This window comes from Armatimonadota bacterium (assembly GCA_017993055.1).
GTDB lineage: Bacteria > Armatimonadota > UBA5829 > DTJY01 > DTJY01 > JAGONM01.
In genome coordinates, this window is the sequence record JAGONM010000042.1 from 1 (window position 1) to 25,561 (window position 25,561).

The 25,561-nt window shown below is 62.9% G+C and carries 18 protein-coding genes and 1 other RNA gene; 14 read left to right on the plus strand and 5 right to left on the minus strand.

The features are described 5' to 3' along the window. Positions 1–5: 5 nt before the first annotated feature. Positions 6–357: a transfer-messenger RNA gene (ssrA, locus tag KBC96_13270) on the minus strand. A gap of 150 nt (positions 358–507) precedes the next feature. Then, on the minus strand, positions 508–1,956 hold the full coding sequence (locus tag KBC96_13275) for a PHP domain-containing protein (protein ID MBP6965364.1): 1,449 nt from the start codon (positions 1,954–1,956) through the stop codon (positions 508–510). Between the two features lie 112 nt (positions 1,957–2,068). Here KBC96_13275 and KBC96_13280 point away from each other — a divergent pair, with 112 nt between their 5' ends. The 8 genes from KBC96_13280 (at position 2,069) to KBC96_13315 (ending at position 12,787) form a co-directional block, all read left to right on the plus strand. Beyond that, complete coding sequence (locus KBC96_13280; GenBank protein MBP6965365.1) at positions 2,069–2,554, plus strand: DUF456 domain-containing protein; 486 nt, start codon at positions 2,069–2,071, stop codon at positions 2,552–2,554. Positions 2,555–2,832: 278 nt separating this feature from the next. Next, the gene (locus KBC96_13285; protein ID MBP6965366.1) at positions 2,833–3,774 is read left to right on the plus strand and encodes a DUF1566 domain-containing protein; all 942 of its coding nucleotides are present in this window, start codon (positions 2,833–2,835) and stop codon (positions 3,772–3,774) included. 46 nt (positions 3,775–3,820) lie between these two features. Further along, positions 3,821–4,807, plus strand: a complete 987-nt coding sequence (locus KBC96_13290) for an alpha/beta hydrolase (GenBank protein MBP6965367.1) — start codon at positions 3,821–3,823, stop codon at positions 4,805–4,807. 16 nt (positions 4,808–4,823) lie between these two features. Next, positions 4,824–5,021, plus strand: a complete 198-nt coding sequence (locus tag KBC96_13295; protein ID MBP6965368.1) for a hypothetical protein — start codon at positions 4,824–4,826, stop codon at positions 5,019–5,021. Positions 5,022–5,025: 4 nt separating this feature from the next. Further along, positions 5,026–6,534: an FAD-binding oxidoreductase gene (locus KBC96_13300; GenBank protein MBP6965369.1), complete on the plus strand. Its 1,509-nt coding sequence runs from the start codon at positions 5,026–5,028 to the stop codon at positions 6,532–6,534. Positions 6,535–6,825: 291 nt separating this feature from the next. Then, positions 6,826–8,532, plus strand: a complete 1,707-nt coding sequence (locus tag KBC96_13305; protein ID MBP6965370.1) for a fused MFS/spermidine synthase — start codon at positions 6,826–6,828, stop codon at positions 8,530–8,532. Positions 8,533–8,545: 13 nt separating this feature from the next. After that, positions 8,546–9,565 carry an aldo/keto reductase gene (locus KBC96_13310; protein MBP6965371.1) on the plus strand — a complete coding sequence of 340 codons (1,020 nt, stop codon included), beginning with the start codon at positions 8,546–8,548 and terminating at the stop codon, positions 9,563–9,565. Positions 9,566–9,715: 150 nt separating this feature from the next. Beyond that, positions 9,716–12,787, plus strand: coding sequence for a DUF4981 domain-containing protein (locus tag KBC96_13315; protein MBP6965372.1), 3,072 nt, complete (start codon positions 9,716–9,718; stop codon positions 12,785–12,787). Here KBC96_13315 and KBC96_13320 read toward each other — a convergent pair. Then, positions 12,769–14,574 (minus strand): U32 family peptidase, encoded by a 1,806-nt coding sequence (locus KBC96_13320; protein MBP6965373.1) that lies wholly within the window; start codon positions 14,572–14,574, stop codon positions 12,769–12,771. The two genes, KBC96_13315 and KBC96_13320, sit on opposite strands and share 19 nt — an antisense overlap. Before the next feature lie 129 nt (positions 14,575–14,703). Between KBC96_13320 and KBC96_13325 the strand changes: the two genes are divergently transcribed. After that, positions 14,704–15,294: an HD domain-containing protein gene (locus KBC96_13325; protein ID MBP6965374.1), complete on the plus strand. Its 591-nt coding sequence runs from the start codon at positions 14,704–14,706 to the stop codon at positions 15,292–15,294. 5 nt (positions 15,295–15,299) lie between these two features. Here KBC96_13325 and KBC96_13330 read toward each other — a convergent pair whose 3' ends face one another. Beyond that, positions 15,300–17,165: a hypothetical protein gene (locus KBC96_13330; protein ID MBP6965375.1), complete on the minus strand. Its 1,866-nt coding sequence runs from the start codon at positions 17,163–17,165 to the stop codon at positions 15,300–15,302. Between the two features lie 7 nt (positions 17,166–17,172). Beyond that, positions 17,173–18,066: a hypothetical protein gene (locus KBC96_13335; protein ID MBP6965376.1), complete on the minus strand. Its 894-nt coding sequence runs from the start codon at positions 18,064–18,066 to the stop codon at positions 17,173–17,175. Positions 18,067–18,195: 129 nt separating this feature from the next. Here KBC96_13335 and KBC96_13340 point away from each other — a divergent pair, with 129 nt between their 5' ends. The 5 genes from KBC96_13340 to KBC96_13360 all read left to right on the plus strand — a co-directional run. Beyond that, entirely contained in the window at positions 18,196–19,902 is a 1,707-nt protein-coding gene (locus KBC96_13340) for a family 10 glycosylhydrolase (protein MBP6965377.1), read from the plus strand. A gap of 75 nt (positions 19,903–19,977) precedes the next feature. Further along, positions 19,978–21,600: a sigma-70 family RNA polymerase sigma factor gene (locus tag KBC96_13345; protein MBP6965378.1), complete on the plus strand. Its 1,623-nt coding sequence runs from the start codon at positions 19,978–19,980 to the stop codon at positions 21,598–21,600. A gap of 76 nt (positions 21,601–21,676) precedes the next feature. After that, a complete protein-coding gene (locus tag KBC96_13350; protein MBP6965379.1) occupies positions 21,677–22,219 on the plus strand; it encodes a GNAT family N-acetyltransferase in 543 nt (180 codons plus the stop codon). Next, the gene (locus tag KBC96_13355) at positions 22,220–24,424 is read left to right on the plus strand and encodes a beta-lactamase family protein (GenBank protein ID MBP6965380.1); all 2,205 of its coding nucleotides are present in this window, start codon (positions 22,220–22,222) and stop codon (positions 24,422–24,424) included. It begins immediately after the preceding gene. Positions 24,425–24,607: 183 nt separating this feature from the next. Continuing rightward, positions 24,608–25,561 (plus strand): hypothetical protein (locus tag KBC96_13360; protein ID MBP6965381.1); only part of this gene is annotated, 954 nt, incomplete at its 3' end.

Here is a 25,561-nt window from a genome sequence, read left to right on the forward strand (position 1 = left end):
TTGTTTGGTGGAGGCGCGGGGACTCGAACCCCGGTCCAGAGAACAGCGCACATGAGCATCTACGAGCGTATCCCGAGATTTGGTTCTCGCGCTTCGGTCTCCCTCGGGCGGGATACCTCTGCGCCAGCTCGATTTAGTGTCCCTTCAGGCTCCCCGAGCGAGGTCCGTCAGGTAATCCGGCATTTGTTACGCCTGGAACCGACCCCGCCGGAGGGGATCGGGCAGACGGGCTGCCCTATTAGGCGGCCAGTGCGTAGCTGTTTGTGCCGTTTATAGGCTTTGCCGCTTTTTACGAGGCCAGCGGCGCCTCGGCGCGCAACTCATGCTGCTATCGCTCTGTCAACTCCATTCGCCCCCACATTGCTCAGCCCGCACATTTTGAGGTGGGAAAGGAGAGTATCAAGGTGCGTTTCGCGGGCTCTCTACGGTAACATTATACCCGAAAATCGCCCTTCCGTCAACGGATTTCGCCCTGCTCAGGATGACGTCCGGCAGGTGGGTGCTTGCCTACCGCTCGAACCAGATCGGGTTTGTGAGCGCAAAGACCACTCCATCTGCCCTCTGCACCTCCAGCCGCACGTAGGATCTCTTGAGCTTCGGGCCGACCGGCACGTCGTACTCGATGCGGGAGAAGACCCTCTCCAGAGGCATCTTCGTCTCGCCGTCCTGCCATATCAGCCGGAGGGTCATACCCTTGCCGCCCACGACGCGTATCTGCACCGGTACCGATTCCCGCTTCCCGATGCGGACCGCATCCCCCGGTAGCGCCGAAGTCCCCGGCACCGAAATATACGGCAGCGGGCCTCTCTTCTGGTAGGAGATGAACGCGCGTCCGTTTCGTACGCCGTCAACGATCGCCTCCCGCGAGAGGTTTTCCGCCCACACCCACGTGAGCACCTTCAGGTCTGCCGTCTTGGCATGCGTATCCGACCCGCCGACGCCGGTGATGTGTCTGCCCGACTTCAGCAGGCTGTCCCAGAGATCGGCCGCCTGCCGGTCGTCCGCGCCGAACCAGCCGCCGTTCAGGATCTCGATCGCGTCGACCTGTTCCCACTCCTCGGGCGGGAACGCCCACCCGAGCTTGCCCGCGAACGGATGGTTGATGCTGAACAGCGCGCCGTCCTTGTGCACCTTCTCCAGCAGCATCGGGAGCCGCCCGTCGCCGGGAACCATCCGCGGGTCGTACCAGTCGGCCGGCTCTGCTCCGATCACGTTCGCGTGCCCGTTGAAGGTACTCACCTCTTCGCCCGCAAGCAGAAGCATGCTCGGGTGCTTCGCCCCGACTTCCGGGAAATCGAGTTGTGCGGTCATGGTGTTGTGGTCCGTGTTGTTGAAGGCGTCGTAGCCGGCCGCCGCGTGGAATGCCGCCACTTCGTCGAGCGTCCCCGCGCCGTCGGAGTGTATCGTATGGCTGTGGAAGTCCACGGCATACCAGCCGGGTTGCGCGTTGATCACCGGGTCGTAGGAGATCCTCGGCATCGCGTCGGCCTTCGGACCGTCGAACGAGAATGTGATCGTGTACTTGTATCTGACGCGCTGGACGTCCTTGCCCTTCCATCTGAAATGCAGGGCAATCTGCCAGCGTCCGGGCTGAATCCGGCCCGGGTAGAACCGCAGCGTCGTGGTTGCCTTGTCCGCAGTGATCACGATCGGATCGCTCCCGAACTCCCTCGCGCCTCGGAACCCGTTGTACACGAATCCGGCCCCCCGCGGGTCGAAGACGTATGTGGCCAGTCCGACGTTGCCCGAAGGCTCGGTGGTCATCTGGCGCTCGATCGTGAGCCTCGTCACTCCGTCGGGCACCTCGAACGGAACGTAGTGGAAAGAGGTCCAGTTGTAGGCACAGTCCTTGGCCTCCCGAACGCCCTCGATGACAAGCGGCTGTGTCGGCCGGGCACAGAGCGGCAGGGATATCAGCATGAGCGCAATGACTGCGGGTAGGCGAAGATTTCTCAATGGATCGGTCCTTTCGATGAGCGTGTCGCACAGTCAGCGTTCGGCGCTGGAGCCACCTATTCCTTGACAAGCGTGCGCCGGGTATGGACATAATGCGAGCGAGAAGTCTGTCATGTCTCACGGAACGTTGATTGCCATATTTGCTCTACTGATGCTTCCCGGGGTGGCCGGGGTCCTGCTTCCTATGATCCCGGGGATACCGCTCATGTTCGTCGTCGCCGTTGTCTTCGGCTTCGTCAATCACTGGGAGCACCTTCATCCCTGGGAACTCGCCATCCTGTTCGCTATCGTCCTGCTCTCGGTGCTGGTGGACTACCTTGCCGGGATGCTCGGTGCACGTTACGGGGGTGCCGGCCGCCGCGCCACGATGTGGGGTCTGGTCGGACTCGTCGTCGGACTGCTCGTCTTTCCCCCGTTTGGAGGGATCATCGGCCTCTTCGTCGGTGTGCTGGTCGCGGAGTTGGCTCGAGGCCGGAGCCAGTTCCATGCCCTCTGTGCGGCGGCAGCGAGTCTCCTGGGCTCGCTGGCCGGCATCCTCGGCAACTTCTTCCTCGCCCTTGTCTTCCTCGTCTCCTTCATCATCTTTGCTCTGCACTGACGGAAGGGCTTCCGCGCGGTCATCTGGTATACTAGTGCAAGACGACGCCTGCTCGAGGGTTGATGGCGGAGGAGATCGGCATCGCGCCTTGTGATCTCGAGTAGCCGCAGGCATTCTGCCGTCGGGCCGAACAGTGCGGCGACGACCGGGAAGGCTGCACAATCGCGAAGGGTGATCTCGTATGGGCGGTCGCCCGGAAGGCCGACGATTGGGGGCAGAACATCGGCTGGGAGTCGGGTCCGTCCGACGGCTGAGTCGTTCGATCGAGAGTGCTTGGCATGTTTGGAAGAATAGTCGGCTGGACCGCTGTGGTCATATGTACGCTGATATCGGGATTCTGGGGGTTCTGGGGCGCCGTCGAGGGCTTCCACGAGGGTTGGTGGCACGGCAGCCTGGCCGGCAATCTCTTCCATTACTCCCTGTACCTGCTGCCCGGTCTGGCGGTCGCCGCCACAGGTGTCTTGTCGCTCCATCGCCCCAGGATCGGCATGGCGATGTTTGGCCTCATGGGGGTCTTCGTTGCGCTGTGGGTGCTGAGCGGTAACTTCCGCGTCACGTCGGGCAACTGGCCCATTGTGGCGACGTTCACGGCTCTTCCCGTCGCTCTGGGGTTGATGCTTCTTCTTGGTGATCCCCGACCACGGCGGGTATCGGCGTGGATCATGGGTGGGATTCCTGTGCTGGTGATCGCCGTATCCGGATGCCAGATGGCGGTCGGCGTGCTGCAGAGGGTTGACGACGGGAACCGGGGCACGCGAATCGTGCATGGAAACGGCGTGGTGCTGGAGTGGGTCGGCGCCGGCCCGGGATGGGAGCGCCAGGGCGGTGTATCGTGGTGGGAAGCGTCGAAGCGCTGCGCGTACCTGTCCGTCGATGGCGGGATCATCTGCGAGACGCCGCAGAACATCTGGCGGCTGCCAACGGCTGATGAGTTGGTCAGGTCACTGTCCCAGCACGGACGGAACTGCGGTGGGATATGGGATACGGCAACCGGAAGTGCGCGATACCGACTCCGGCCGGACAAGGAGTCGCCGCTCTGGGATACGAACTCGCAGGTGACGTACTACTGGACGAGTACAGAGAAAGACAAGGCTCATGCCTACTGGGTCGTCTACCACGGGGGAGTTTTCGCCCTGCCCAAGACTCACGCGCCCGGCAACGCAGGTTTCCGGGCCGTACGTGCCGTTCGGACGGACGACCGCTCCGGTCAACGGAAGTGAGAAGACGCTGCCGGGGCGGCACGCGCTCGATTGCGGAGGAATACATATGCTCAACTACTGCCCAGTGTGCCTGTTGCTGCTGACCGCGCTTGCGCTCGGAGTGCAGGCGGCATCTATCCCGCCGCCGAAGCCTGTCCTGCCGCCCGCGCCCGAGGGAGTGATTATCAGGCAGGACGTGTCGTATCTCGCGCCGGGACGGGAAGAGAAACTCGATCTCTACCTCCCCGCAGACCGTGCGAAGGACATCCGCTCGCCCGCCATCGTGTTCATCCACGGCGGCGGATGGGTTGGAGGTGACAAGGCCGAGGGTCGTGCATTCAACAACTGCACCGCGTTCGCCCAAGCCGGCTACGTGGCCGTCAGCATCAACTACACACTCGAACGCGGCAAGTGCTGGCCTACGAACCTGCGCGACTGCAAGAACGCAGTCCGCTGGCTGCGGGTCAACGCCGACAAGTACCAGATAGATGCCGGTCACATCGGCGTCATCGGCGGATCGGCGGGAGGACACCTCGCGCTCATGGTGGCCTACACGAGTCATGTACCGTTCCTCAAACCGGCCTCTCCGTACCCGCTTGTCTCCGACGAGGTGCAGTGCGTCGTGGACCTCTACGGCATCACCAACCTGCTCACCCGGCAGAAACCCGACGACAACGGCACTCCGACCGGAATCACGTACACCACTCAGGCGCTGATGAAGAGGACGCGTGACGAGGACCCGGACGCCTGGAAGCTGGGATCGCCGGTCTACCATGTGTCTAAGATGAACTGCCCTCCGACGCTCATCCTGCACGGTACCGCCGATGCGACCGTAGACCGCGATCAGGCGACCGAACTGGCGAAGAAGCTCGAGGAGCACGGCGTCGAACACCAACTGATCATGATCGAGGGGGTCGGCCATACGTTCGATCTGCAGACCTGGGCGAAGAAGCCGCTACCGTACGACCTACGCCCAATCGTCGTGGGCTTCTTCGACAAGCACCTCAAGGCGAAGTGCCCCGTGTCTTCCAGGACGTCCCCTGTGGTAGAATGAGACACGAGGCTCTGCAATGGACCAGTACGAGTGGAAGAAGATGCGCCTCACTCTCGAGCATAATCAGGCAGTCCGACAGCGGGTGAAGGCGAGCATTCGCGCTCAGAGTCCCGGCATCAGCAAGGACGAGGTCCGCAAGGAGCTGATCAAGCGTATCCTCCAACCTGATCTCGTAGAGAAGGTGTACGGTTGGTGGGGGTATCTCAGCGACTAGTAAGATGAGAGCAAGACGGGAAGGAAGCTACGTGAGCGGCTCGATCATACCATGGACAAGTGAATACGAAGACTACCTCCGCGACGAGTCTCGGCGCATAGGCACGGCCGACTCGATCTCTTTCCCGACGAGCGAGGCCGAGGTCATCGAAGTCGTGAAGGAAGTGCGCGCTCAAGGTGGGACGATCACCGTCCAGGGCGCAAGGACCGGCATCGTCGCCGGCGCGGTTCCCCAGGGCGGCCACGTCCTCAACCTCAGCCGGATGAACCGAATCGGCGATGTGAGCGGCGACTTCATCACCGTCGAGCCGGGTGCGATCCTCGACGACGTCCGCGAAGCCGTCAAGGGATCCGGGCGCTTCTTTCCGCCTGATCCCACCGAAACGACCGCATCCGTCGGCGGAATGGTCGCCTGCAATGCGTCAGGCGCGCTCACCTTCCACTACGGCCCTACCCGCAACTGGGTGCAGTCCCTCCGCATGGTCCTCAGCGATGGTGATCTGATAGCCGTCCGCAGGGGCCAATGCCTCGCGCAGGGGCGGTCATTCTCCCTGGCGACCGAAGGTGGACGAACCATCGGCGGCGATCTGCCGTTGTATTCGGTTCCAAACGTGAAGTCCGCGGCGGGGTACTACGTTGCCGACGGTATGGACATTCTCGATCTGCTCGTCGGCATGGAGGGTACGCTCGGCATCATCACCGAGGTCGAACTGAAGCTGATCCGGAGACCGGGCGCGATCAACGGGCTGACCGTCTTCCTGCCGACCGAAGAGGCCGCCCTGAAGCTGGTGCGGATACTCCGCGAGCAGTTGCCGATGCGCCCCGTGGGCATTGAGTTCTTCAACCACGACGCCCTCGATCTGCTCCGCTGCATGAGATCGGAGTCGTCGGCCTTCGAGAGGATTCCGGCGCTCAAGCCGGATTACCACACCGCCGTGTACGCTGAGTTTCATGCCGACGCGGAGGAGGAAATCGAGGAGCCGATCATGGCGCTCATGGAGGCGATCGTCGAGCTGGGCGGCAGCGACGAGGATACCTGGTACGCGACGAACGACCGCGAACTCGAGCCGCTGAAGGCGTTCCGCCATGCCGTTCCCGAGGCGGTGAATCTGCTGATCGATCGGCGCAAGCGCGACTGCCCGGAACTGACCAAGCTCGGCACCGACATGTCCGTCCCGGATGACCGCCTGGAAGACGTCATCGCCATGTACGGTGCGGATCTCGAGGGCAGAGGTCTCGAGTCGGTAGTTTTCGGTCATGTAGGCAATAACCACGTTCACGTGAACATACTGCCCCGAAGCATCGAGGAGTACGAGAAGGGCAAGATGCTCTACCTGGACTGGGCGCGTCAGATCGTGGGGCTGGGGGGATCGGTCTCGGCCGAGCACGGCATCGGGAAGATAAAGGTGCCTCTCCTGCGGATGATGTACGGTGACGAGGCGGTCGCCGAGATGCGGTCGCTCAGGCTGCTCTTCGATCCAGACGAAGTCCTGAATCGCGGCAGTCTGTTCTGAACCTCCTGAGTGGGTGCTGCAGATCAGGTGCGAAGACTCTGAAGGGCGGTGCCGGTCCGGGGCCCGTAGCCGACGCGCGATGTTCCGACCGGTGAGGTCGCTTCGCAGCGCGGCCGGCGGCACGGTCAAATGGACGCAACCGAGGAGTTCGGGTGGATCGCCGTGTTCCGTCGGAAGGGCCGACGTGCCCTCTGCCTTCAGTTGACGACCCCGCCGAAAACGGCTAGAATTGGCCGGTCGTCGCTGTAGCGTCGTCCGCTCGACGCAACTACTCTCGGCAAGAGGTAAAGCATGCCACGTTCAACGAAGCGTTCCCCCGCGCCGGCTTCCGCTTCTTCGGCCGCGCAGTCGCCCACCCTGATGAGTTCGTTCGCGCTCTGGCTGCTCGTGTTCTCATGCGGTTGGTTCGTAATGCTGACTGAACTGGTCGGGGCGAGGGTGCTGGCGCCGTATTTCGGCAACTCGATCTACGTCTGGGGAAGTGTGATCGCGATATTCCTTCTTGCCATGGCGGTCGGGTATGCCCTTGGCGGTAGTCTGACTCAGAGACTCAGATCATACCTCGTTCCGGTACTCGTCGCGGTTCTTGCGGGGATCTACGTTGCGGCCACCCCTCTCTATCAGGATGCCCTATCGAACTGGCTCTACAATACTGGAGTTCATGTCAAATGGGGATCGCTGATCGCGACCGTCATTCTCTACGGCCTGCCGATGGTAATGCTCGGCATGGTTTCCCCGTACGCGATACAGATCGCTACCAGGACTCACTCCGAGGCTGGGAGCCGCGCCGGAATCCTCTATGCCCTCTCTACGGTTGGGAGCTTCCTGGGCTGTCTGGTAACAGCTTTCGTGCTGATACCCGGCATGCCCATGACATATGTGATAGTTGGTGGCGGAGTCATCTTGTCGCTGATAGCCGTCATAGTGGCGATGCTTCTCGCTGGCCGAAATGCCCTCGCGGTAGGGGCCGCGATCCTGGTCGTGGTCGTCGCGGCAGCGGCGGTGGTGAAATCGCCGGTTCGTCACGGACACAAGGAACTCAAGGCTTACCAGTATTCGCTGTCGGAGGAGTTTTCGGGTACCGTGGACCCGTCCCGGATCCGGCCCAGTCTCGATGCAGACTCGGCCCTCGCGCGTAACGAACTCGAGAAATACCCGCCTGATCGGGACACCGTCTTGATCCGCACGGAGACTCCTTACCATCACCTGTGCGTGACCCAGCGGGGTCCTCTGCGTGAGATGACCTTTGGCAAGAGCAGCTACTTTGCAGGTCAGACGATAGTGGATATGCGCGATCTGCACCGAAGCGTCATGGAGTACAGCCACCTTGCGTTCGCGGGGCTTCTCTACGGCTCGATCCCGAAGCGGGTCTGCGTGATCGGCGTCGGCGGGGCCGTGATCCCTCGCACGCTCGAGAGGCATTTCCCGGGCGTCGAGATAGATGCCATAGACATAGACCCCGAGGTCATCACGGCTGCGCGGAAGTACTTCTTCTGGCGGCCGAGCACCAACGTGCGGATGTACGCCATGGACGGGCGGTCGTTCGTCAACTGGGTGATCGCCAACAACAAGCCGAAGTACGACTGGGTAATCGTAGACGCTTTCAACGACAACTACATGCCGTTCCACCTCACGACTGCGGAGTTCCTGTCGAACGTCAGGCAGGCCCTCGTGCCCGACGGGGTGATGGTGACGAATATGTGGATTGACAATGATCTGTACGGCTTCGAGGCGCGGACGATTGAGTCGGTCTTCGGCAACATGAGCGCATTCGCGGGCCACCGGAGCGGGAATATACTCATGACCGCGCAGAAGGGACGCGAGGCTTCTCTGACCCTCGACGAGGCAGGAGCAGCCGCGCGCAAGGTGACGCTTCCCGCGGATTCGAGCATTGACCCGCGGTACATCATGAGTTGCCTGGTCACGAAGCAGAACTGGTCCGACGAAGGCCCCATCCTGACCGACCTCTGGTCCCCGGTCGAGAACCTGGTGAAGTAATCGGTTCAAACCTATGGAGACAACCAGACTCGGGCGCACGAATCTGACCGTTACGCGGACCTCGTTCGGCGCGCTGCCGCTTCAGCGCGCGGACATGGATGAGGCCGTCCGCATCCTGCGTCGGGGCTACGACGCGGGCATCACCTTCTATGACACCGCCCGCATGTATACCGACAGCGAGGAGAAGCTCGGCCGCGCCCTCTCCGACGTGCGCGGCGACATCATCCTCGCCACCAAGAGCGGCGCCACGACCCGGGCTGGTCTCACGGAGCAGCTTGAAAGGAGTCTCCGCGACCTGCGCACCGACTATGTTGACCTCCTCCAACTCCACAACCCCGGCGCGCTGCCCGATCCGGACGACCCGGATTCGTCTTACGCCGGGATGCTCATCGCGAAGAAGAAAGGCATGATCCGCCACATCGGATTCACGAACCACCGCCGCGACTTGGCAGTTGCCGCGCTGGAGTCAGGACTCTATGAGACGATCCAGTACCCGCTCTCCTACATATCGTCCGACGAGGACCTGGCGCTGATCGACCGATGCCGCGAGGCGGACGTCGGTCTGATTGCGATGAAGGCGCTCTCCGGCGGGCTCATCACTAACGTACGGGCGGCGTTTGCCTTCTTCCGCCAGTATGAGAATGTAGTCCCGATCTGGGGAATCCAGCGGATGTCCGAGCTGGAGGAGTTCATCGCGCTCGATGCCGATCCTCCTTCGCTCGACGGTTTCCGGTCCGTGATCGAACAGGATCGGCGCGAACTTGCCGGCGATTTCTGCCGGGGATGCGGATACTGCCTGCCTTGCCCGTCGGAGATACCGATCTCGATGGCCGCGCGGATGAGCCTGCTCCTCCGCCGGATGCCGCACCAACTGTATATGACCGACGCCTGGCACGAGAAGATGTACCGCATCGAGGACTGCACGGAGTGCGGTTACTGTCGCGAACACTGCCCTTACGGTCTCGATACGCCCGCGCTCCTCAGGAAGAACCTGGAGGACTACGAGGCATTCTACGAAGAGCACGCAGACTAGTTGCGGACACACCTGTAGGGGCTAAGCATTGGCCCATCGGACCACGCCAGGCATTCGGCCCCAATCGCCAATGCTTTGCCCGGTTTGGGTGTAGGGGCCGTGCCTCTGTGCCGGCCTGACCACCTTTTGAGTATGAGTAGGAGTACGATCATGAATAAGAGCCGGAACGATTTGGAGAACCCCGAAGTAGTGCACATCAACCGCCTACCGGGACGGGCGTACACTTTCCCGTTCCCCGACGAAGCATCGGCGCTGACCGGCGCATCGCCCTGGGTGCAATCCCTGAACGGCCGGTGGAAGTTCCACTACGCCGAGACGCCCGCCGAGGCCCCGCAGGACTTCTACGAGGAGGACTTCGACGTGTGCGCCTGGGACGAGATCCCGGTCCCGTCGAACTGGCAGATCGAGGGATACGGTCGTCCGCATTACACGAACGTCCAGTACCCATTCCCGGTGGACCCGCCGCGAGTGCCGACGGAGAACCCGACCGGCTCCTACCGCCGCGAGTTCTTCGTCCCCGACGACTGGTCCGATCGTCGCGTATTCCTCCGCTTCGAGGGGGTGGACTCCGCATTCTACGTCTGGGTGAACGGGCGGATGGTCGGGTTCAGCAAGGGAAGCCGCATCCCCGCCGAGTTCGATGTGACGGAGCACGTGCGCCCGGGGATGAACACCGCCGCCGTGCGCGTCTACCAGTGGTCCGACGGCTCCTACTGCGAGGACCAGGACATGTGGTGGCTGAGCGGCATCTTCCGTGACGTCTCGCTTATCGCCGCACCGAAGACGCACCTCTGGGACGTGAAGCTGAGCACCGATTTCGACGAGGCCTATCGGGACGCCACTCTCAGGGTGGGGGCCGCAGTGCGCAACTACGCGTCGAAGGCAGCCAACTGCCTCCTCGATGCCGTGCTTTGCGACGCGGAGGGGAATGAAGCCGGGCGGGCCACCGCCATGGTCAAGGCCAAGGCCGACGGCGACGCTGGGGTCGAGGTGCTGATACCCGTAGTCGAGCCCCGGATGTGGTCGGCGGAGCGCCCGTATCTCTACACCCTGCTCATCACGCTCAGAACCACGAGAGGAAGAGCGATTGAGACGACGCCGGTGAAGGTCGGCCTGCGTGAGATCGAGATGAATGGCGGCAACCTGCTCCTTAACGGCGTGCCTATCACCTTCAAGGGCGTCAACCGCCACGAGTTTCATCCCGACACCGGCCGCGCGCTCACGGTCGAGGCGATGGTGCAGGACATCCTGCTCATGAAGCGCCACAACGTCAACGCCGTCCGCACGTCGCACTACTCCGACGACCCGCGCTGGTATGACCTCTGCGACTACTACGGAATCTACCTGATTGACGAGTGCGACCTCGAGACTCACGGGTTCGGCATGCAGCCGGACTGGAGAGGCAACCCGACGAACGACCCCGAGTGGGAGCAGGCATGCGTGGACCGAATGGAGCGCATGGTCCTGCGCGACAGGAATCATCCCTCGGTTATCATGTGGTCGCTCGGCAACGAGTCGAACTTCGGCCGCAATCACCACTCAATGGCCGCGAAGGCGCGCGAACTCGACGACCGACCGATCCACTACGAGGGCGACTACCAACTGCAGACCGCCGACGTGTACAGCCGGATGTACACACATCTGAGCGATGTCGTCGCCATCGGCAAGGGGGAGTACGACGGTCCGAGAGGCTATCTCGATAAGCCGTTCATCCTCTGTGAGTACGCCCACGCGATGGGCAACGGTCCGGGCGGTCTGCTCGAGTACTGGGACGCGATTTACAAGTATCCGCGCCTTCAGGGTGGGTTCATCTGGGAATGGATTGACCACGGCATCCGGGCCGTTGACAGCGAAGGCCGGGAGTTCTTCGCCTACGGCGGCGATTTCGGCGACGTGCCGAACGACGGCTGCTTCATCTGCGATGGGCTCGTGTTCCCCGATCGGACGCCTTCCCCGGGCCTGACTGAGTACAAGAAGGTCATCGAGCCGGTGAAGGTCGAGGCCGTTGACCTCGCGGCCGGCAAGTTCGCGATCACCAACCGCTACGACTTCGCCTCGCTCGATCACCTCGCCGTCTCATGGACCGTTACCACAGACGGAGAGGTCGTCAAGAGCGGGACCGTCAAACTCCCGCACGTCAAAGCCGGGAAGTCGGCGAGGGTGACGGTGCCTTACCAGGTCCCGCATGCCTGTCCCGGGGTGGAGTGTTACCTGACGCTCTCATTCGTCCTTGCGCGCGACACGATCTGGGCCGAGCGCGGCCACGAGGTCGCCTGGTCGCAGTTCAAGCTGCCGTCCCACGCGTCCCATGTGTCACATACGTTCCATCCGCCGCTCGCCATGGATGACTCGCCGAACACCATCCATCTCTCCGGACCGGGGTTCGAGCTCACGTTCGACAAGATCAATGCCGTCATCGCCGACTGGACTGCAAACGGGGTGCGCCTTATCGAGACCGGTCCGCGCCTGAACTTCTGGCGCGCGACCACGAACAACGACCGGTCCTGGACCAACGCGAAGGCTTGGCGGGACTCGTGGCTCCACGCCCTCCAGCACCGCACCGAGTCGGTCGAAGCGGTGCAGATCAGCCCGTCCGCGGCCCGCATCATGGTTGGCACACGCATCGCCCCGCCGATCTACGACAGAGCGTTCGAGTGCGAGTACGTCTACAAGATCAACGGCGAAGGAGAGGTTCTGATCGCGGTTCACGGCGTACCCACCGGCGAGTGGCCTGAGACGCTCCCGAAGATCGGTCTGCAGATGACTGTCCCGGAGTCGCTGGAACGGGTCACCTGGTTCGGGCGCGGACCCGGCGAGTCATATGTGGACACCAAGCAGGCCGGGCGCTTCGGGCGCTGGGCGATGAGTGTTGACGACCTGCATACGCCCTACGTCTTCCCGCAGGACAACGGCAACCGAACGGACGTATCATGGGTCGCCCTGACGGAGACCGGCGGATCGGGGTTGCTGGCGACAGGAGCGCCGACGCTCGACTTCAGCGCGAGCCGGTTTGCGACCGAGGATCTTGAGGCTGCGACTCACGCGCACGAACTGGCTCCGCGCGACTTCATCGAGCTGAACCTGGACTATCGGCACAACGGTGTCGGCTCCGCTTCCTGCGGCCCAGGCCCCTGGGAGCACTATCTCCTGCGTCCGCACGAGTTTAGATTCTCCATTCGTCTGAAGCCGCTGGGAACCGGTCGTCAGCCGTTCGTCAGATAGACCTCCATCAGGCACCCGGCGCAGTCGAAGCGCAACTCGAGGGTATTGCCCTGCTCATTGACGAGTGTCAGCGGCTCCTTGAGCTTCTGCGCGCCGTCCTTCGGGCAGAGGCCGAACTGGTGCTTGATGCAGTAGCGGGTCGTCATCACCCGTCTTCCGCGCATATCGAGGCCCGATTCCGCCGCCGGTTCGATCTTCGTCACGCCGTGCCGCCGGTAGAACTCCTCCGCCTTGCTGTTGAGCACGTTCCCCTCGAAGGTCAACTCGGTCGCGGGGTAGGGGAAGTCGCTCCGGACCGGCCCGCCTCTGACGATCGGACGGTTCGACTCGCGGACCTTCGCCAGCGCTTCCAGGACTCCTCGACGGATCGTGTTGAGTGCCGAGATCGGGACGAACGGGACCTCGGCCAGTTCGAAGTTCACCTCCGATGCCTCGAAATCCGTGCCTCCGGTCTTGCCGAGCTGCCTGCGGATGCTCTCCAGCGCCTGCTCGGGTTTCTGCGCGGCTTCTTTCTCGCAGGGGAGCGCGAACTCAGCGGTGTTCCCGTTCTCATCGACCGCCGTCAGTTCGAGGCCGTCGGGTGTTTCTCTCAGCGCCAGCCGGATCTCGATCTTCCGCTCGGGCCTCGACTTCTCAAGGCGGGCGAGGAATTCGTGGTCGTGATTGCGGTAGAGCATCGTGCCCGGCTCGATGCTCACCGGCTTGTCGGTCACGATCGTCCTGCCCTTGACGCCGTTCACCACGGTACCCCGAAGCCTGCATTGCCGGTCGAACCAGGTGATCCCATCGCCGTTGTGGAGTGGGATGGCGGTGTCGATCATCACGTCGCGGCGGCTGACCTTGAGCACAGGCCCGATCGGCTCGCCGATCATCTTGGGGGTATCCGGTGAGCCGATCTTCTCCGTCCGCCCGTGAAGGAAGTAGTCCGTGTAGCCTCGGTTGAACGTCCTTGTCAGATCCGGCGCGAAGTCAATTGTGCTCCGGCCTGAGGAAACCCTCTGGACGCCAAGCTTGTCCAACTCCCGGCGGTAGTATGAGACAACATTGGTCACGTAGGCCTTGTCCTTCAGCCGGCCCTCGATCTTGAATGAGCAGACGCCCGCCTCGATCAGATCGCGCAGGCTCCCTGACAGACTGAGGTCGCGCAGCGAGAGCAGATGCTTCCTGTACTCCAGCATCTTGCCGTTCCGGTCGATCAGCGTGTACGGCTTCCGGCATGGCTGAGCGCACTGCCCCCGGTTGCCGCTCCGTCCGCCGAGCGCATAGCTGAGGTAGCACTGTCCGCTGTAACAGACGCAGAGCGCGCCGTGGACGAAGAACTCCAGTTCGATGTCGGTCGCCGCCCGGATCGCGCTTATCTCGTCGAGTGTGAGTTCCCGCGCCAGGATCGCCCTCCGGAAGCCGATCTGCCCGAGGAATGCGACTCGCTCCGGCGTATTGTTGTGCATCTGGGTGCTGGCGATGAGCGGGATCGGCGGGAGATCGCACTCCAGCAGGCCGGCATCCTGGATGATCAGGCCGTCAATGCCTAGTACGTGGAGCTGCTCGATCATCTGGACCGCCTGGGGGATCTCATCGTCGCGGAGGAGTGTGTTGACCGTCACGTAGACCATGGCCCAGAACTTGTGCGCGTGGCGCACGAGTTCGGCGATGTCGTCGAGGTTGTTCCCGGCGGACTCACGCGCGCCGAACCGAGCAGCGCCGATGTACACCGCGTCGGCCCCGCTGTCGATCGCGGCGATCCCGCACTCCACATCTTTGGCCGGCGCCAGAAGCTCGATCCGCATAGTATCTCCAGTGTCTGCAGGGCCACTTCGCGTTCTCGTTGCCGCGGTTTCAACCGCCCGGGACGGTTCAGCCCATTATAGCGCATCGGTCCGCTTTACGACTGCGCCCGTACCGTGTATCATTGAGCAATGGACAGGCTGACCAAACAGATAGACTTCGTCCTCGAGATCGACAAGCTGAAGCACGTCCTGCGCCAGAGCAGGGTCACCGACGGCTCGCGGCGGGAGAACGACGTCGAGCACTCCTGGCACCTGGCGGTCATGACGATGCTCCTCGCCGAGTACGCCGCCGAGCCGATCGACGTGTTGCGAACCGTGAGGATGGTCCTCGTCCACGACATCGTCGAGATCGACGCCGGGGACACGTTCATCTATTCGACGGCGGCTCGCGAGGCGGCGCATGAGACCGAGCAGGCCGCCGCGGACCGGCTCTTCGGCATGCTCCCGGACGACCAGGCGTCGGAGTTCCGCGCTCTCTGGGACGAGTTCGAGGCGCGGATTACCCCCGAGTCGTGGTTCGCCCGGGCGCTCGACCGCCTGCAGCCGATCATGCTGAACCACGCCAACCAGGGCGGTCCGTGGCGGGAGCACAACGTCACCGCCGAGCAGGTCACGAGTCTGAACATGTCGGTCCTCGAGCAGGGAGCACCCAAACTGGCCGAGTTCGCCGAGAAGCTCTTCATGGATGCGCAGGAGAAGGGGTACTTCCATGAGGAGTGAGTGTGCTACTTCGGCTCGATGTAGTCCGCGATATTGTCGTGCACACCGAGTCGCTCGCCGGCCTTGATCGAGATGCCGGTGGAGGAGTTGTTGCCGGTGACGAAACCGTCTCTAGCGCCGACGATGACAATCCCCTCGCCGTCGCACAGACGGACGTCGTTGTCCTGGACGCGAAGGTTGTGCACTCTGCCCGAGATGTCCACCGCGTGAGTCCCCGGCGCGACGAGCGTGTTGCCCTTGATCGTGATGAAGTCGGCGTAGCTCGGCGCTTCGACTCTGATGATGCCGCCGGTCTCGTTGTCCTCGAGCTTGATCTGTGCCACGTAGTCGCCGATCAGCGCGCTGTTGAACTGGTTGTGCGAGAGGCTGATCCGGCTCGCCACTCTGTTCTCCGCCGCTCCCCGAATCCTGATGTCGCAGACGCCGGTCGTGTTGCCCTCCATGCGGATGTAGTCCACGGCCCCGTCGAAGATGAACGGGCCGTTCAACACGAAGTTGTTGGTGATGAAGAAGCCGTAGCCTACCCGGAAGCCGAAGTCGGGATTCAGATACCCGTAGCCCTGATCGCAGAACTTGAGCGCGTAGCCGTCCGGACCGCCCTGCAGCGCTTCGCCCAGCTGGCAGTTCATGATGCAGCCCCACTGGAGGTCGTGGACCCGGTACTCCTTTGGCTGAGCGAACTGGACGTAGTAGACCGACCCAGGCTTCGGCCCTTGAGTCTTCCAGTGGATCTTCGACGCGTGCTGGAGGTCGCCCGGCTGCGTGTCCGTCTCGACCGTGAAGTCCTTGCCCTCGATCCACTCGGCGCCGCCGGTCCTCGCCTCGGATGCCACGCGGGTGACGGTGATCTGCCTTGGCAGACCGTACCAGGCGGTCCGCTGGGCGGGATTCGGCTCATCAGGCACCGAGTGCCCGTGCACGGTGATCCAGTCCCAGGTTCTGTCGGGCCGGCGGTAGACCTCGCCTTCGCAAGTCGGATCGAGCCGGTCGCCGGTGCTTCCGAGCGGACCCGCGTGCATCCCCCTGATGTGCAGCGCGTTGCAGTTCCGGATGAACGGCGCCTGCCCGCCGACCCAGTCGAAGAAGACTCCGCCGCTGGTGACGCCGTGCCTGCCGATCATGCTGAGGTTGTCACAGTAGTAGCCGCCCTGCCCGCAGTGGTTGCCGTTGTCGAGCCTGACGCCGATCCTCGCGTCGAGCCGGTCCATGTTGCGCACCTTGACCTCACCGCCGGAGCCGATGATGTCCACTCCCACCTCGAAGAACCGGCTGCTCATGATCCCGCCGCCGAGGTTGCGGCCGACGTTCACGTCGGTGACGTTGACGAAGTCGAGGAGGAAGTCGGTTCCCCTGCCGGTGGTCTCGATGACGCCGATCTGGTTGTCCGGGCGGTACTTGATGTGGGCAAGCTGGATCGCCGCCGATTCGATGACGCCCTCTGGGAGCTTCGGATCGACCAGCACGCTCAGGTCGCGCATACGGCACCCCTTGTGACGGATGCGCACTGTGGCGATCGGCACGCGCTTGAGGCCCGGGCGGCATCTGAAGCCGAAGTCCCTGCGGCCGTCGGTCTGGATGACGTTCGTCACATCAGCCCCGGCGCCGTAGATGATCTGGCCCGCTTGAGTGGTCTCGATCGTGCCGCGATTGACCCGCGCGCTTCCGTGGAAGTAGTAGTCGCCTGCGGGAAAGTAGACCGCCCCTCCCGCCGGGACCGACTCCATGATCCGGGCGATCCTCTTCGTGTTCTGCTCGGCCTTCGACGCATCGTTGGCGACGAGCGGCTCCTTCAAGCGCGTCACATCCACAACAGATGCCTGAGCGCCAACCGATGCAATGCAGATCAGTGCTATCACAATGAGCGCTCTCATGATCTACTCACAATCTCATGATCGAAATGCCGCCGAAGACCTGATCGTCCAGCGGGGTGGTCGTCAGTTGCGCGAAGGGGTAGAAGGATAGCGTGAACCGTGAGGTCACCTTCCGCATGCCCGTGTTCTCGAACTGGGTGGAGCCCACCGGGTCGGCCCGGATGATCGCCGCATATCCGTTGATTTCCGGAATCGTCACCAGTTCGACCTGACTCCCGGACCATGTGCGCTGCTTCGAGATATCGTGCCAACTCGCCTGTATCGGCTTGTGGCCCGCTTTCTCATAAGTGATCCAGCGGGAGTCGAGATAACCGTCGCTCCGCACGAGCCGAATAGTGACAGCGTACATGGCCGGCTCCAGGGGAAGCTCCAGGTCGCATGTGATGACCTGGGACATGGTCGAGTTGCCGCCGGTGGAGATCGTCAATGCATCGGGCTGACTGGTCGTGAACGTGGCGTTCCTGACTGTCAGCGTGGCGACCTTCCATCTCCTCGAGCCGTAGGTCGGTATGCCGGTAGGTGTCATGTCTATCCCCGCCGACCAGTCTATCTTGGCATAGTCCATCTCTTCGGCCTTCATCTGAGCCGCCGCGGTCACGGCGTCACCCGACAGGGTGCGAGGCAGAGGCTTGGTCGCCAGAGTGCCGATCCGACCCGCCGCGATGCCGCGCTTGGCCCCTTCCTCGAGTATCACGGGCTTCATCCTGGCGTCGGCCAGCAGGGCGGCGACGAGTTGTTCTCGGGGGACCGACTTCTTCAGGCTGCGGATCACGGCCGGGGATACGATCCCGAGCGCTTCGGCCTTCTCGCCCTGAGCCTCCATCGTAAGCGCGGCGCCAAGTGACGCAAGCGAAAGCGATATGGCGACGATCGTTACTGCGAAGATAATCCCAGTCTTCATGATGCATGACCTCCTCGGGCTCTCTCTCACCTACCACTCCATCCGTTCATCGCATGTGCCGTCGCATCCTCCTGACCGGGCAGGAACGCGGGACCTCCGCAACGTAGAGTACATCAGAGGAGCCGACACATGCTCAAGACAACCATCTGCCTCGCAATCATCCTGCTGCCCGCCCTGACCGCCGCCGTTATCGCCGAGCCGCAGTTCAAGGTCCGTGCGATCTGGGTCGATACCGGTTCGTTCGCCACCAGAGAGAAGGCCGACGACCTGCTCGACCAGTGCCGGCGCGCGAAGATCAATCTCATTCTCCCGAACGTCATGGCGCATGGTTCGGTGATGCACAAGTCGTCCCACTTTCTGCACAACGTCGCCGCAAATGACAAGCTCGATCCGCTCGCGTACCTGACCGAGAAGGCGCACGGCCTGGGGATCGAGGTTCACGCCTGGTACTGTGTCTACTATGAGGGAGTGAAGGGCCTCGCGCCCGGGCATCCCGATTGGATCTGCACCGACATGGACGGCAAGCGCATGGACCAGACCTACTTCCTCTCACCGCAGGTGCCGGGCGTGAACGACTACCTGCTCTCGGTGATGAGGGACGGCCTTGCGTACGACATCGACGGAGTCCACCTCGACTACATCCGATACTACGGCACGCCTTACGACTACTCCGAACTCGGCCTGGAGCGATTCATCGAGGCCGGAGGCTTCGACCCTCGGAACTTCCTCGACGGCGGTGAGCGCCTCGTGAAGAACGAGCCGTTCCCACTCCGCGTGATGCACTCCGAGCGACACAAGTCACGCGTCTGGGAGCAGACCTGGGTCGAGAGCCTGATGGACCGCTCCGGCGTCGGATTCTCGTTCATCTCCGAGAAGCCCGAGCTTGTCGATGCCCTCAGAGCGCCCGGATGCCTGGTGCTCTCCACCTACTACAACTCCTCGCCCGAGATGACCGCCGCCATCGAGCGGTACGTCGAGCGCGGCGGAAGCGTCGTCTGCATCGACGGCCTGACCTCCGGCGAGAATCCGGAGCTGCACAAGCTGTTCGGGGTCAAGCCCGAGAGCAAGTGGCGTGCCACCGGCTGGCGCACGATCACCGCCGAGGGAAGCCATCCACTGACGAAGTGCCTGCCTCGCGAGGCCTTGAAGGTCAATGTCAACGGAATACTGGCGCTCGACGGCGGCCAGGTCGTCGCCCGCTTCGACTCCGGTGAGCCCGCGGTGATCGTGAACGGCCGGGCGGTGCTCGTATGCTTCAACGCCTGCACCTCACCTACGAGCGGTCCCCCGCGCATGGTCCGCGGAATCGTCGAATGGCTACGGTCCGAATCCGGCGTGACCTCAGGAGCCGATCCCATGCGCGCCAGACGCGTCGCGTGGATCCGGTGGAAGTGCAACCGCATTGCCGAACTGGTGCGTGGCGTGCGCGAGGCGGTCAAGGCTAAGAACCCGAAGCTGGCGGTTTCGGCGGCCGGCGGGTTCAATGCGAACGAGCCGTACACTGTCTCCCGCGACGGGCAGGCATGGCTCAACGAGGGCTTGATGGACTTCGTCTGCCCGATGGACTACTTCGACGACATCCGCGAGTTGAAGGAGTCGCTCGACCTCCACCGCGCATCCGTCACGCCGGATCAGCTCTCGACCTTCTACCCCGGCCTGTCGCTGTATACCTCGAAGAGCATCGGCGGCAAGAGGACGACCGTCTCCCAGGATGCCAGGATCATCAAGCAGCAGCTCGATCTCCTCCGCAAGGAGGGCCACCGCGGCTTCACGCTCTTCTGCTCGGCCCAGCTCAACGACGCCCAGATCAAGGTGATCGCGACGGCGGCAAGATGACGCGCTCTCGTCAACCTTGTCGGCCCGGGATGGCTCTTTGTGACAGGAGACCTTCCGATGTAGAATGGAGTTGCCATGCACGAACTGCACTCCGCAATCACAAGAGCCCAGTCAGGAGACTTGGAGGCGTACGGTCATCTTGTCCAGCGCTTCCAGGACATGGCCTGCGGTTACGCCTACTCGATCCTCGGCGACTTCGACCTCGCTGAGGACGCCGCGCAGGATGCGTTCATCCAGGCGTACCGCGAACTCGGCAGCCTGCGCGAGCCGAACGCCTTTGCAGGCTGGTTTCGGCGCATCGTCTTCACCGAATGCTCGCGGCTGACGAGAGGGAAGAAGCTCCCTACCGTTCCGCTGGAGTCGGTCCTCGACGTCGAGTCCGCCGAGCCGGGCCCCGACCGGATTGTCGAGCAGAGCGAGATTAGGGACGCGGTGCTGGCCGCCGTCCGATCCCTTCCCGAGCACGAGCGCGCGGTTACCACTCTCTTCTACATCAACGGCTACTCCCATGATGACATCGCCGGGTTCCTGGATGTACCGGTCTCGACCGTCAAGAGCCGGCTGTACACCTCAAGGAAGCGGCTGAAAGAGAGGATGCTGGAAATGGTTGGCGACTACCTGCACGAGAACGCGCCCGACGAGAAGTTCACGAGTCGGGTGTTGGAGAACATCCCCAATCTGGGATGGGGCATGAGGAAGGAATGTACCTACTGCGGTGCCCTCGAAGCCGCACTGAGCCTGACCGATCACCCCTTCGACTACGCCACGATCATGGGGCTGAACGGGATTGCATTCCGCACGAGGTGGTATCAGGGCCCGGCGGACTATCAGCGCTGGTGCCCGTCGAGCTGCGTCGGCGAGTTCCCCGAGGAGGACGAGTGGTTCCTCCAGTCGTCGGGCTGGCGCTTCCGGACGGAGGCTCACCTGAACGAGAAGGAGCCGAAGATGGGACGGTTCGGGCCTGATGTAGTGAAGTCGATCAACGCCGGCTGGCCCGTTCTCGCCTACGACAAGACCTGGAACATAGCCGTGATCAAGGGCTATGAGGAGGGTGGCAAGGTCGTGCTCCTGCAGACCTACCGCAATCCCGAGACCGAGAAGCATGCCCTCGACGATCTGCCCGGGTTTCTGGTGATCTTCAAGGGCCACGACAAGCCGCTTCCACCCCGGGAGCAGTTGATGCACAGCCTGCGGATCGCCGTGCGCAACTGGGACCGGCCTAACGGTCTGGGTGACCACATGGGCAGGGGTGGATACCTCTACGGCTTCCGTGCCTTGAAACAGTGGGCGGAGGACCTTGGCCGCTACGACGAATGGACCGAGAAGGAGCGCGAGTCGCTCTTCTTCGTAAGCTGGTGGTGCTTCTGCAGCCTGGTGGACGCCCGTATGGCGGCGGTGGAGTACCTCCGCGGTCACCTCGATGACGTGTCCGGGGACGAACGGGACTCGCTCGCTCGCGTCATCTCCCTCTACGAGGAAGAGATCAACCTGCTGACGCCGCCCTCATATGAGCGCAAGGAAGCCTTTTTCGGTCCGTGGAGCGGAAAGTCGATCGCCGACTGGACGCCCGAGGTCCGTGCCCGCGAGCAGGAACTCCTGCTGAAGGCCACGGCGATAGAGTCGGACGCCGTCAAGGCGATCGAGGCAGTGTTCTGTGGCAAGCCGATCGAATGGCCTCCCAAGTTCACTGACTGGTAGTGGGCGGCAGTGCTCGGCACACGCCGTTTGACCAGGCCTCGGATCTGAAGCTATGATAAGATCGGAGGTATCCCCAATGGCTGACATTCGGATCGAGACAGAGCGTCTGATCCTTCGAGACATCGAGGAGGACGACTGGGTTGGCGTCCATCGGTACGCGAGCATTCCAGTCGTCTGCCGCTTCATGGCCTGGGGGCCGAATACCGAGCAGGACTCCAAGGATTTCGTACGGCGGGCGCAGGCAGGTCGAGGTGACGATCCGCAGAAGGAAGTCCATCTCGGCATCGTGCGGAAGGACACCGGTGAGTTCATCGGCGCCGGCGGAATCTGGCGCAGGGACGGCCGGATGCACGAGGCCGAGATCGGTTACTGCCTCCATCCCGACTGCTGGAACCACGGTTACATAACCGAAGCCGCCCGCGCGTTCATTGATTTCGGCTTCCGGGAGTGGGATTCGCACCGCATCTTCGCCCGAATCGACCCCGAGAACTTCGGCTCGATCCGAGTGGCAGAGAAGTGCGGCATGCGCCGGGATGGACACCTCCTGAAGACCGACTGGATCAAGGGCGAATGGCGTGACATGCTGATATACGCGATTTTGGAGGAGGAGTGGAGTTAGATGGAAGTCAGACTTGCGATATGCTTACTGGTCGTATGCTGCCTGGCGACAACGGCGTCGGCAGCCGGAATCAAGCCCGAGGGTTACATCAGGCAGTGGACGATCCTCGGCCCGTTCCCGAACCCCGAGCGCCCGGCGACCCAGAAGGACCGGGGCGCGTTCGATATTGACTATCTGAAGTCCCTAGGCGGTGAGTCGAAGTCGCGCATCAAGCCGGATACCGTCGTCCTCACATCGAGCGAGGCGGCGAAGACCATCCGAGTCGCCGCGAAGTCCGTCAAGCTCGACGGCGATGTCCTCGACTTCATCGCTCAATACACCGACACCGACTACAAGCTCGCCTATGCCTACACCGAGATCGAGTCGCCGAAGGCCCAGGAGGCGCTCTTCTTCCTCGGCTCAGATGATGCGGTCAAGGTCTGGGTCAATGGCAAGCTCGCGCACGAGAACTTCATCCAGCGCGCCGCCGTCGCCCGTTCCGACCGCTTCAGCGTCAGGCTCAAGAAGGGCGCGAACTCGATCCTCGCCAAGGTCGAGAACGGCATCGGTGGATGGGCGCTCATCATGGAGGTCTATGCCAGCGCGAAGGCCGACGAGATCACCGCCGAGATCCAGGCCGCCGAGAACGCCAGGGCGTTCCTCCGCGAGGAGATAGATACCGTCGGTCCCTGGAACGGATATGTCTTCTGGAACGGATGGATGGGGCCGCCGGCCTTCGAATGGCGTCATCCCGATCGAGTGAAGGAGTTGGAGGGCGACATCCCGCTCACCGTGCGCTGGTTCGATTCGTCGCTGAACGAAGTCAAGGCGGCCGAGAAGCCCGGACGGTACATGGTCTACCTCGAAGGCAAGATGAAGGACGGCACGCCGGTCCGCCGAGCCGTGACCACCTACTGCGATCCTCCGGAAGGCATCGGCCTCGACGGCACGGCGAAGGTCACGATGCCGTATCCGGGCAAGCCGTTCGATGAGAAGACCTGGGCCGAGATCGAGAAGCGAGCATCGAGTGACGCGGATCGCATCCTTCGCGACGCCATCATTGAGACCGAGAACGGCGCCAAGTTCGTGGCAGCTCTCTTCGAGGCCAAGCCCACCGGTGCTCCGGCGACCGTCACCGAGTCAGCGGCGGTCCTGGCCGACGACTATCAGCTTGCCCTGAAACTGAAGCTTCTTGGCCTGACGGACAAGGCCAGGAAGCTCGCCGCGCCGAAGACGCTCGACAAGCCGTTCCCCGTCCTCCACGAGGGGAAGCTCGCCGAGGCCGGGATGCAGCCCGATGCCAAGGAGAAGATCGACGCCATCTGCAAGAAGTGGGCGGAGGACTCCGGTGAGCCGTTCACCATCCTGGTGGCAAGGCACGGGGTGATCGTCACCGAGGCCGCGTTCGGGCCGGTCGGGCTCGACTACCGCACCGACGTGATGTCGATCACCAAGGCCGTCAGCGGCATGCTCTTCAGCCGGTTCCTCGACCAGGGATACTGCAAGCTCGACGACCCCATAGGCAAGGTCGTCCCCGGCTTCCCGACGAAGGGCGATCACATGCTGACCTACCGCCAGCTCTTCACCCACACCAGCGGCTTCGAGGGGCACGGCGAGTGGGGCGGCATCCACAATCCCTGGCTCGACAATGTCGCGCTCAACGGACTCGCCGCAGTCCATCCCGGCCGCCAGCACGTCTACAACGGCATGGGCTACGACCTCGCGGCCAAGGCGATGGAGTACATGACCGGCAAGAGCATCGTCCGCCTCTTCCACGAGGACCTCTTCCGCCCGATGGGGATCAACGACGTGCCGCTCGACGACCTCGCGTACGGGGCCAATCTGACCTCCCGCGAACTCGGCATCCTGGCGCAGCTTTGGGCGAACCGGGGGAGTTACGGCGACAAGCAGTTCATCTCCAGGGAGACGTTCGAGACGCTCCTGCCGACCGACCTGAGCAAGTACTACCCCGGCATCAAGGTGGACTGGGGGATCGGCCTCACCTGGATGCCCGAGCACAAGCCCGGCGCGCCGTTCATGTCGCTCGACCCGAAGGACCTGATCTTCGGCCCGCATACGATCGGTCACGGCTCGGCGTCGAGCTGCATCCTGCGCGTCGACCTCGACCACGACCTGATCGTCGTCCAGATCCGCCGCACCGCCGGCCCGAAGTACGGCGAGTACGCCCTGCCGTTCTTCCAGACCATCGCCGACGAGATGTTATAGTGGCCGTGGCTCCGTGCCGGCCAGGGCTGCGAAGTTGGGGCGGGAGTTGTACTCCCGCCCCTTCTGCCGTCTGTTCGCTGGTGGTATTGCCGGACTGACGCCCGTTTTGGCACGAATCTTGCATAGATAGCTGGTAGGCGGACCGGCTCTCCCGCTGATGATCCCACCCCGAGGAGACTCACATTGAACAGGAAGTGCCTGATCGGACTTGCCGTACTGCTTGCCTTGATAGGCTCAACCACCTCCGCCTTCGCCGACTGGGAGGTAGTCAAGCTGCATCCCACTGTGCATATCACCTCCCGAGCCCTGGGGGTTTCGGGAGGACAGCAGGTCGGATGGGCGTACGTTGGCGACTACCCAAACGGTTCATTCCACGCAAGCCTGTGGAACGGAACGGCCGCGAGTTTCACGGACCTCAACCCAGCCGGCAGCTACGAGTCGTATGCCAGGTGCGCTTACGGTGGGCAGCAGGGCGGATATGCGTTCGTCAACAACTGCACCCGCGCCGTCCTGTGGAGCGGATCGGCTTCGAGTTGGGTGGATCTCCATCCAGGCGGTGACGCCTCGGACGTCTTTGGCATGTCTGAAGGACAGCAGGTCGGATATCGTAGCTTATCTATATCCGGTGGCGCGCTGGCAGCCCTGTGGTCCGGCACGAAGGCCAGCTTTGTGAACCTGAACCCCGGTACGCTGGGGAATTCCATCGCGTATGCTGTCTCTGACGGACAGCAGGTTGGCTGGGTCAAGGATCTTCACCTGACACAGATGATCAAACACGCCAGCCTGTGGAGCGGAACTGCTGAGAGTTGGGTCGACATACATCCGGTGGGATATCGGGAGTCTTCCGCGTCCGGCGTCTCACACGGGCAGCAGGTTGGCTATGCCAAGATAGATGGGTCGAACCACGCCGGACTCTGGCGTGGTTCGACGGCGAGTTTTGTGGATCTCAATCCTATCGGCAGCAGCGCATCCGAGGCGCAGGGCGTATCGCACGGGTTGCAGGTAGGACACGCCACCATTGGCTATGTAGACCGGGCGAGCCTCTGGAGCGGATCGGAATCGAGCTGGGTTGACCTTCACAGTGTGCTTGGATCGGCCTATTCGAAGTCGTACGCCAGTGCTATCGAGGTCTCGGGC

What these genes read in the sequence shown, in the direction of transcription:
- KBC96_13330 (MBP6965375.1), bottom strand. Translation starts at nt 17,165, where the DNA reads ATGAGAGCGCTCATTGTGATAGCACTGATCTGCATTGCATCGGTTGGC.
- KBC96_13345 (MBP6965378.1), top strand. Translation starts at nt 19,978, where the DNA reads ATGCACGAACTGCACTCCGCAATCACAAGAGCCCAGTCAGGAGACTTG.
- KBC96_13280 (MBP6965365.1), top strand. Translation starts at nt 2,069, where the DNA reads ATGTCTCACGGAACGTTGATTGCCATATTTGCTCTACTGATGCTTCCC.
- KBC96_13305 (MBP6965370.1), top strand. Translation starts at nt 6,826, where the DNA reads ATGCCACGTTCAACGAAGCGTTCCCCCGCGCCGGCTTCCGCTTCTTCG.
- KBC96_13300 (MBP6965369.1), top strand. Translation starts at nt 5,026, where the DNA reads ATGAGAGCAAGACGGGAAGGAAGCTACGTGAGCGGCTCGATCATACCA.
- KBC96_13340 (MBP6965377.1), top strand. Translation starts at nt 18,196, where the DNA reads ATGCTCAAGACAACCATCTGCCTCGCAATCATCCTGCTGCCCGCCCTG.
- KBC96_13315 (MBP6965372.1), top strand. Translation starts at nt 9,716, where the DNA reads ATGAATAAGAGCCGGAACGATTTGGAGAACCCCGAAGTAGTGCACATC.
- KBC96_13325 (MBP6965374.1), top strand. Translation starts at nt 14,704, where the DNA reads ATGGACAGGCTGACCAAACAGATAGACTTCGTCCTCGAGATCGACAAG.
- KBC96_13320 (MBP6965373.1), bottom strand. Translation starts at nt 14,574, where the DNA reads ATGCGGATCGAGCTTCTGGCGCCGGCCAAAGATGTGGAGTGCGGGATC.
- KBC96_13295 (MBP6965368.1), top strand. Translation starts at nt 4,824, where the DNA reads ATGGACCAGTACGAGTGGAAGAAGATGCGCCTCACTCTCGAGCATAAT.
- KBC96_13310 (MBP6965371.1), top strand. Translation starts at nt 8,546, where the DNA reads ATGGAGACAACCAGACTCGGGCGCACGAATCTGACCGTTACGCGGACC.
- KBC96_13285 (MBP6965366.1), top strand. Translation starts at nt 2,833, where the DNA reads ATGTTTGGAAGAATAGTCGGCTGGACCGCTGTGGTCATATGTACGCTG.
- KBC96_13350 (MBP6965379.1), top strand. Translation starts at nt 21,677, where the DNA reads ATGGCTGACATTCGGATCGAGACAGAGCGTCTGATCCTTCGAGACATC.
- KBC96_13355 (MBP6965380.1), top strand. Translation starts at nt 22,220, where the DNA reads ATGGAAGTCAGACTTGCGATATGCTTACTGGTCGTATGCTGCCTGGCG.
- KBC96_13335 (MBP6965376.1), bottom strand. Translation starts at nt 18,066, where the DNA reads ATGAAGACTGGGATTATCTTCGCAGTAACGATCGTCGCCATATCGCTT.
- KBC96_13290 (MBP6965367.1), top strand. Translation starts at nt 3,821, where the DNA reads ATGCTCAACTACTGCCCAGTGTGCCTGTTGCTGCTGACCGCGCTTGCG.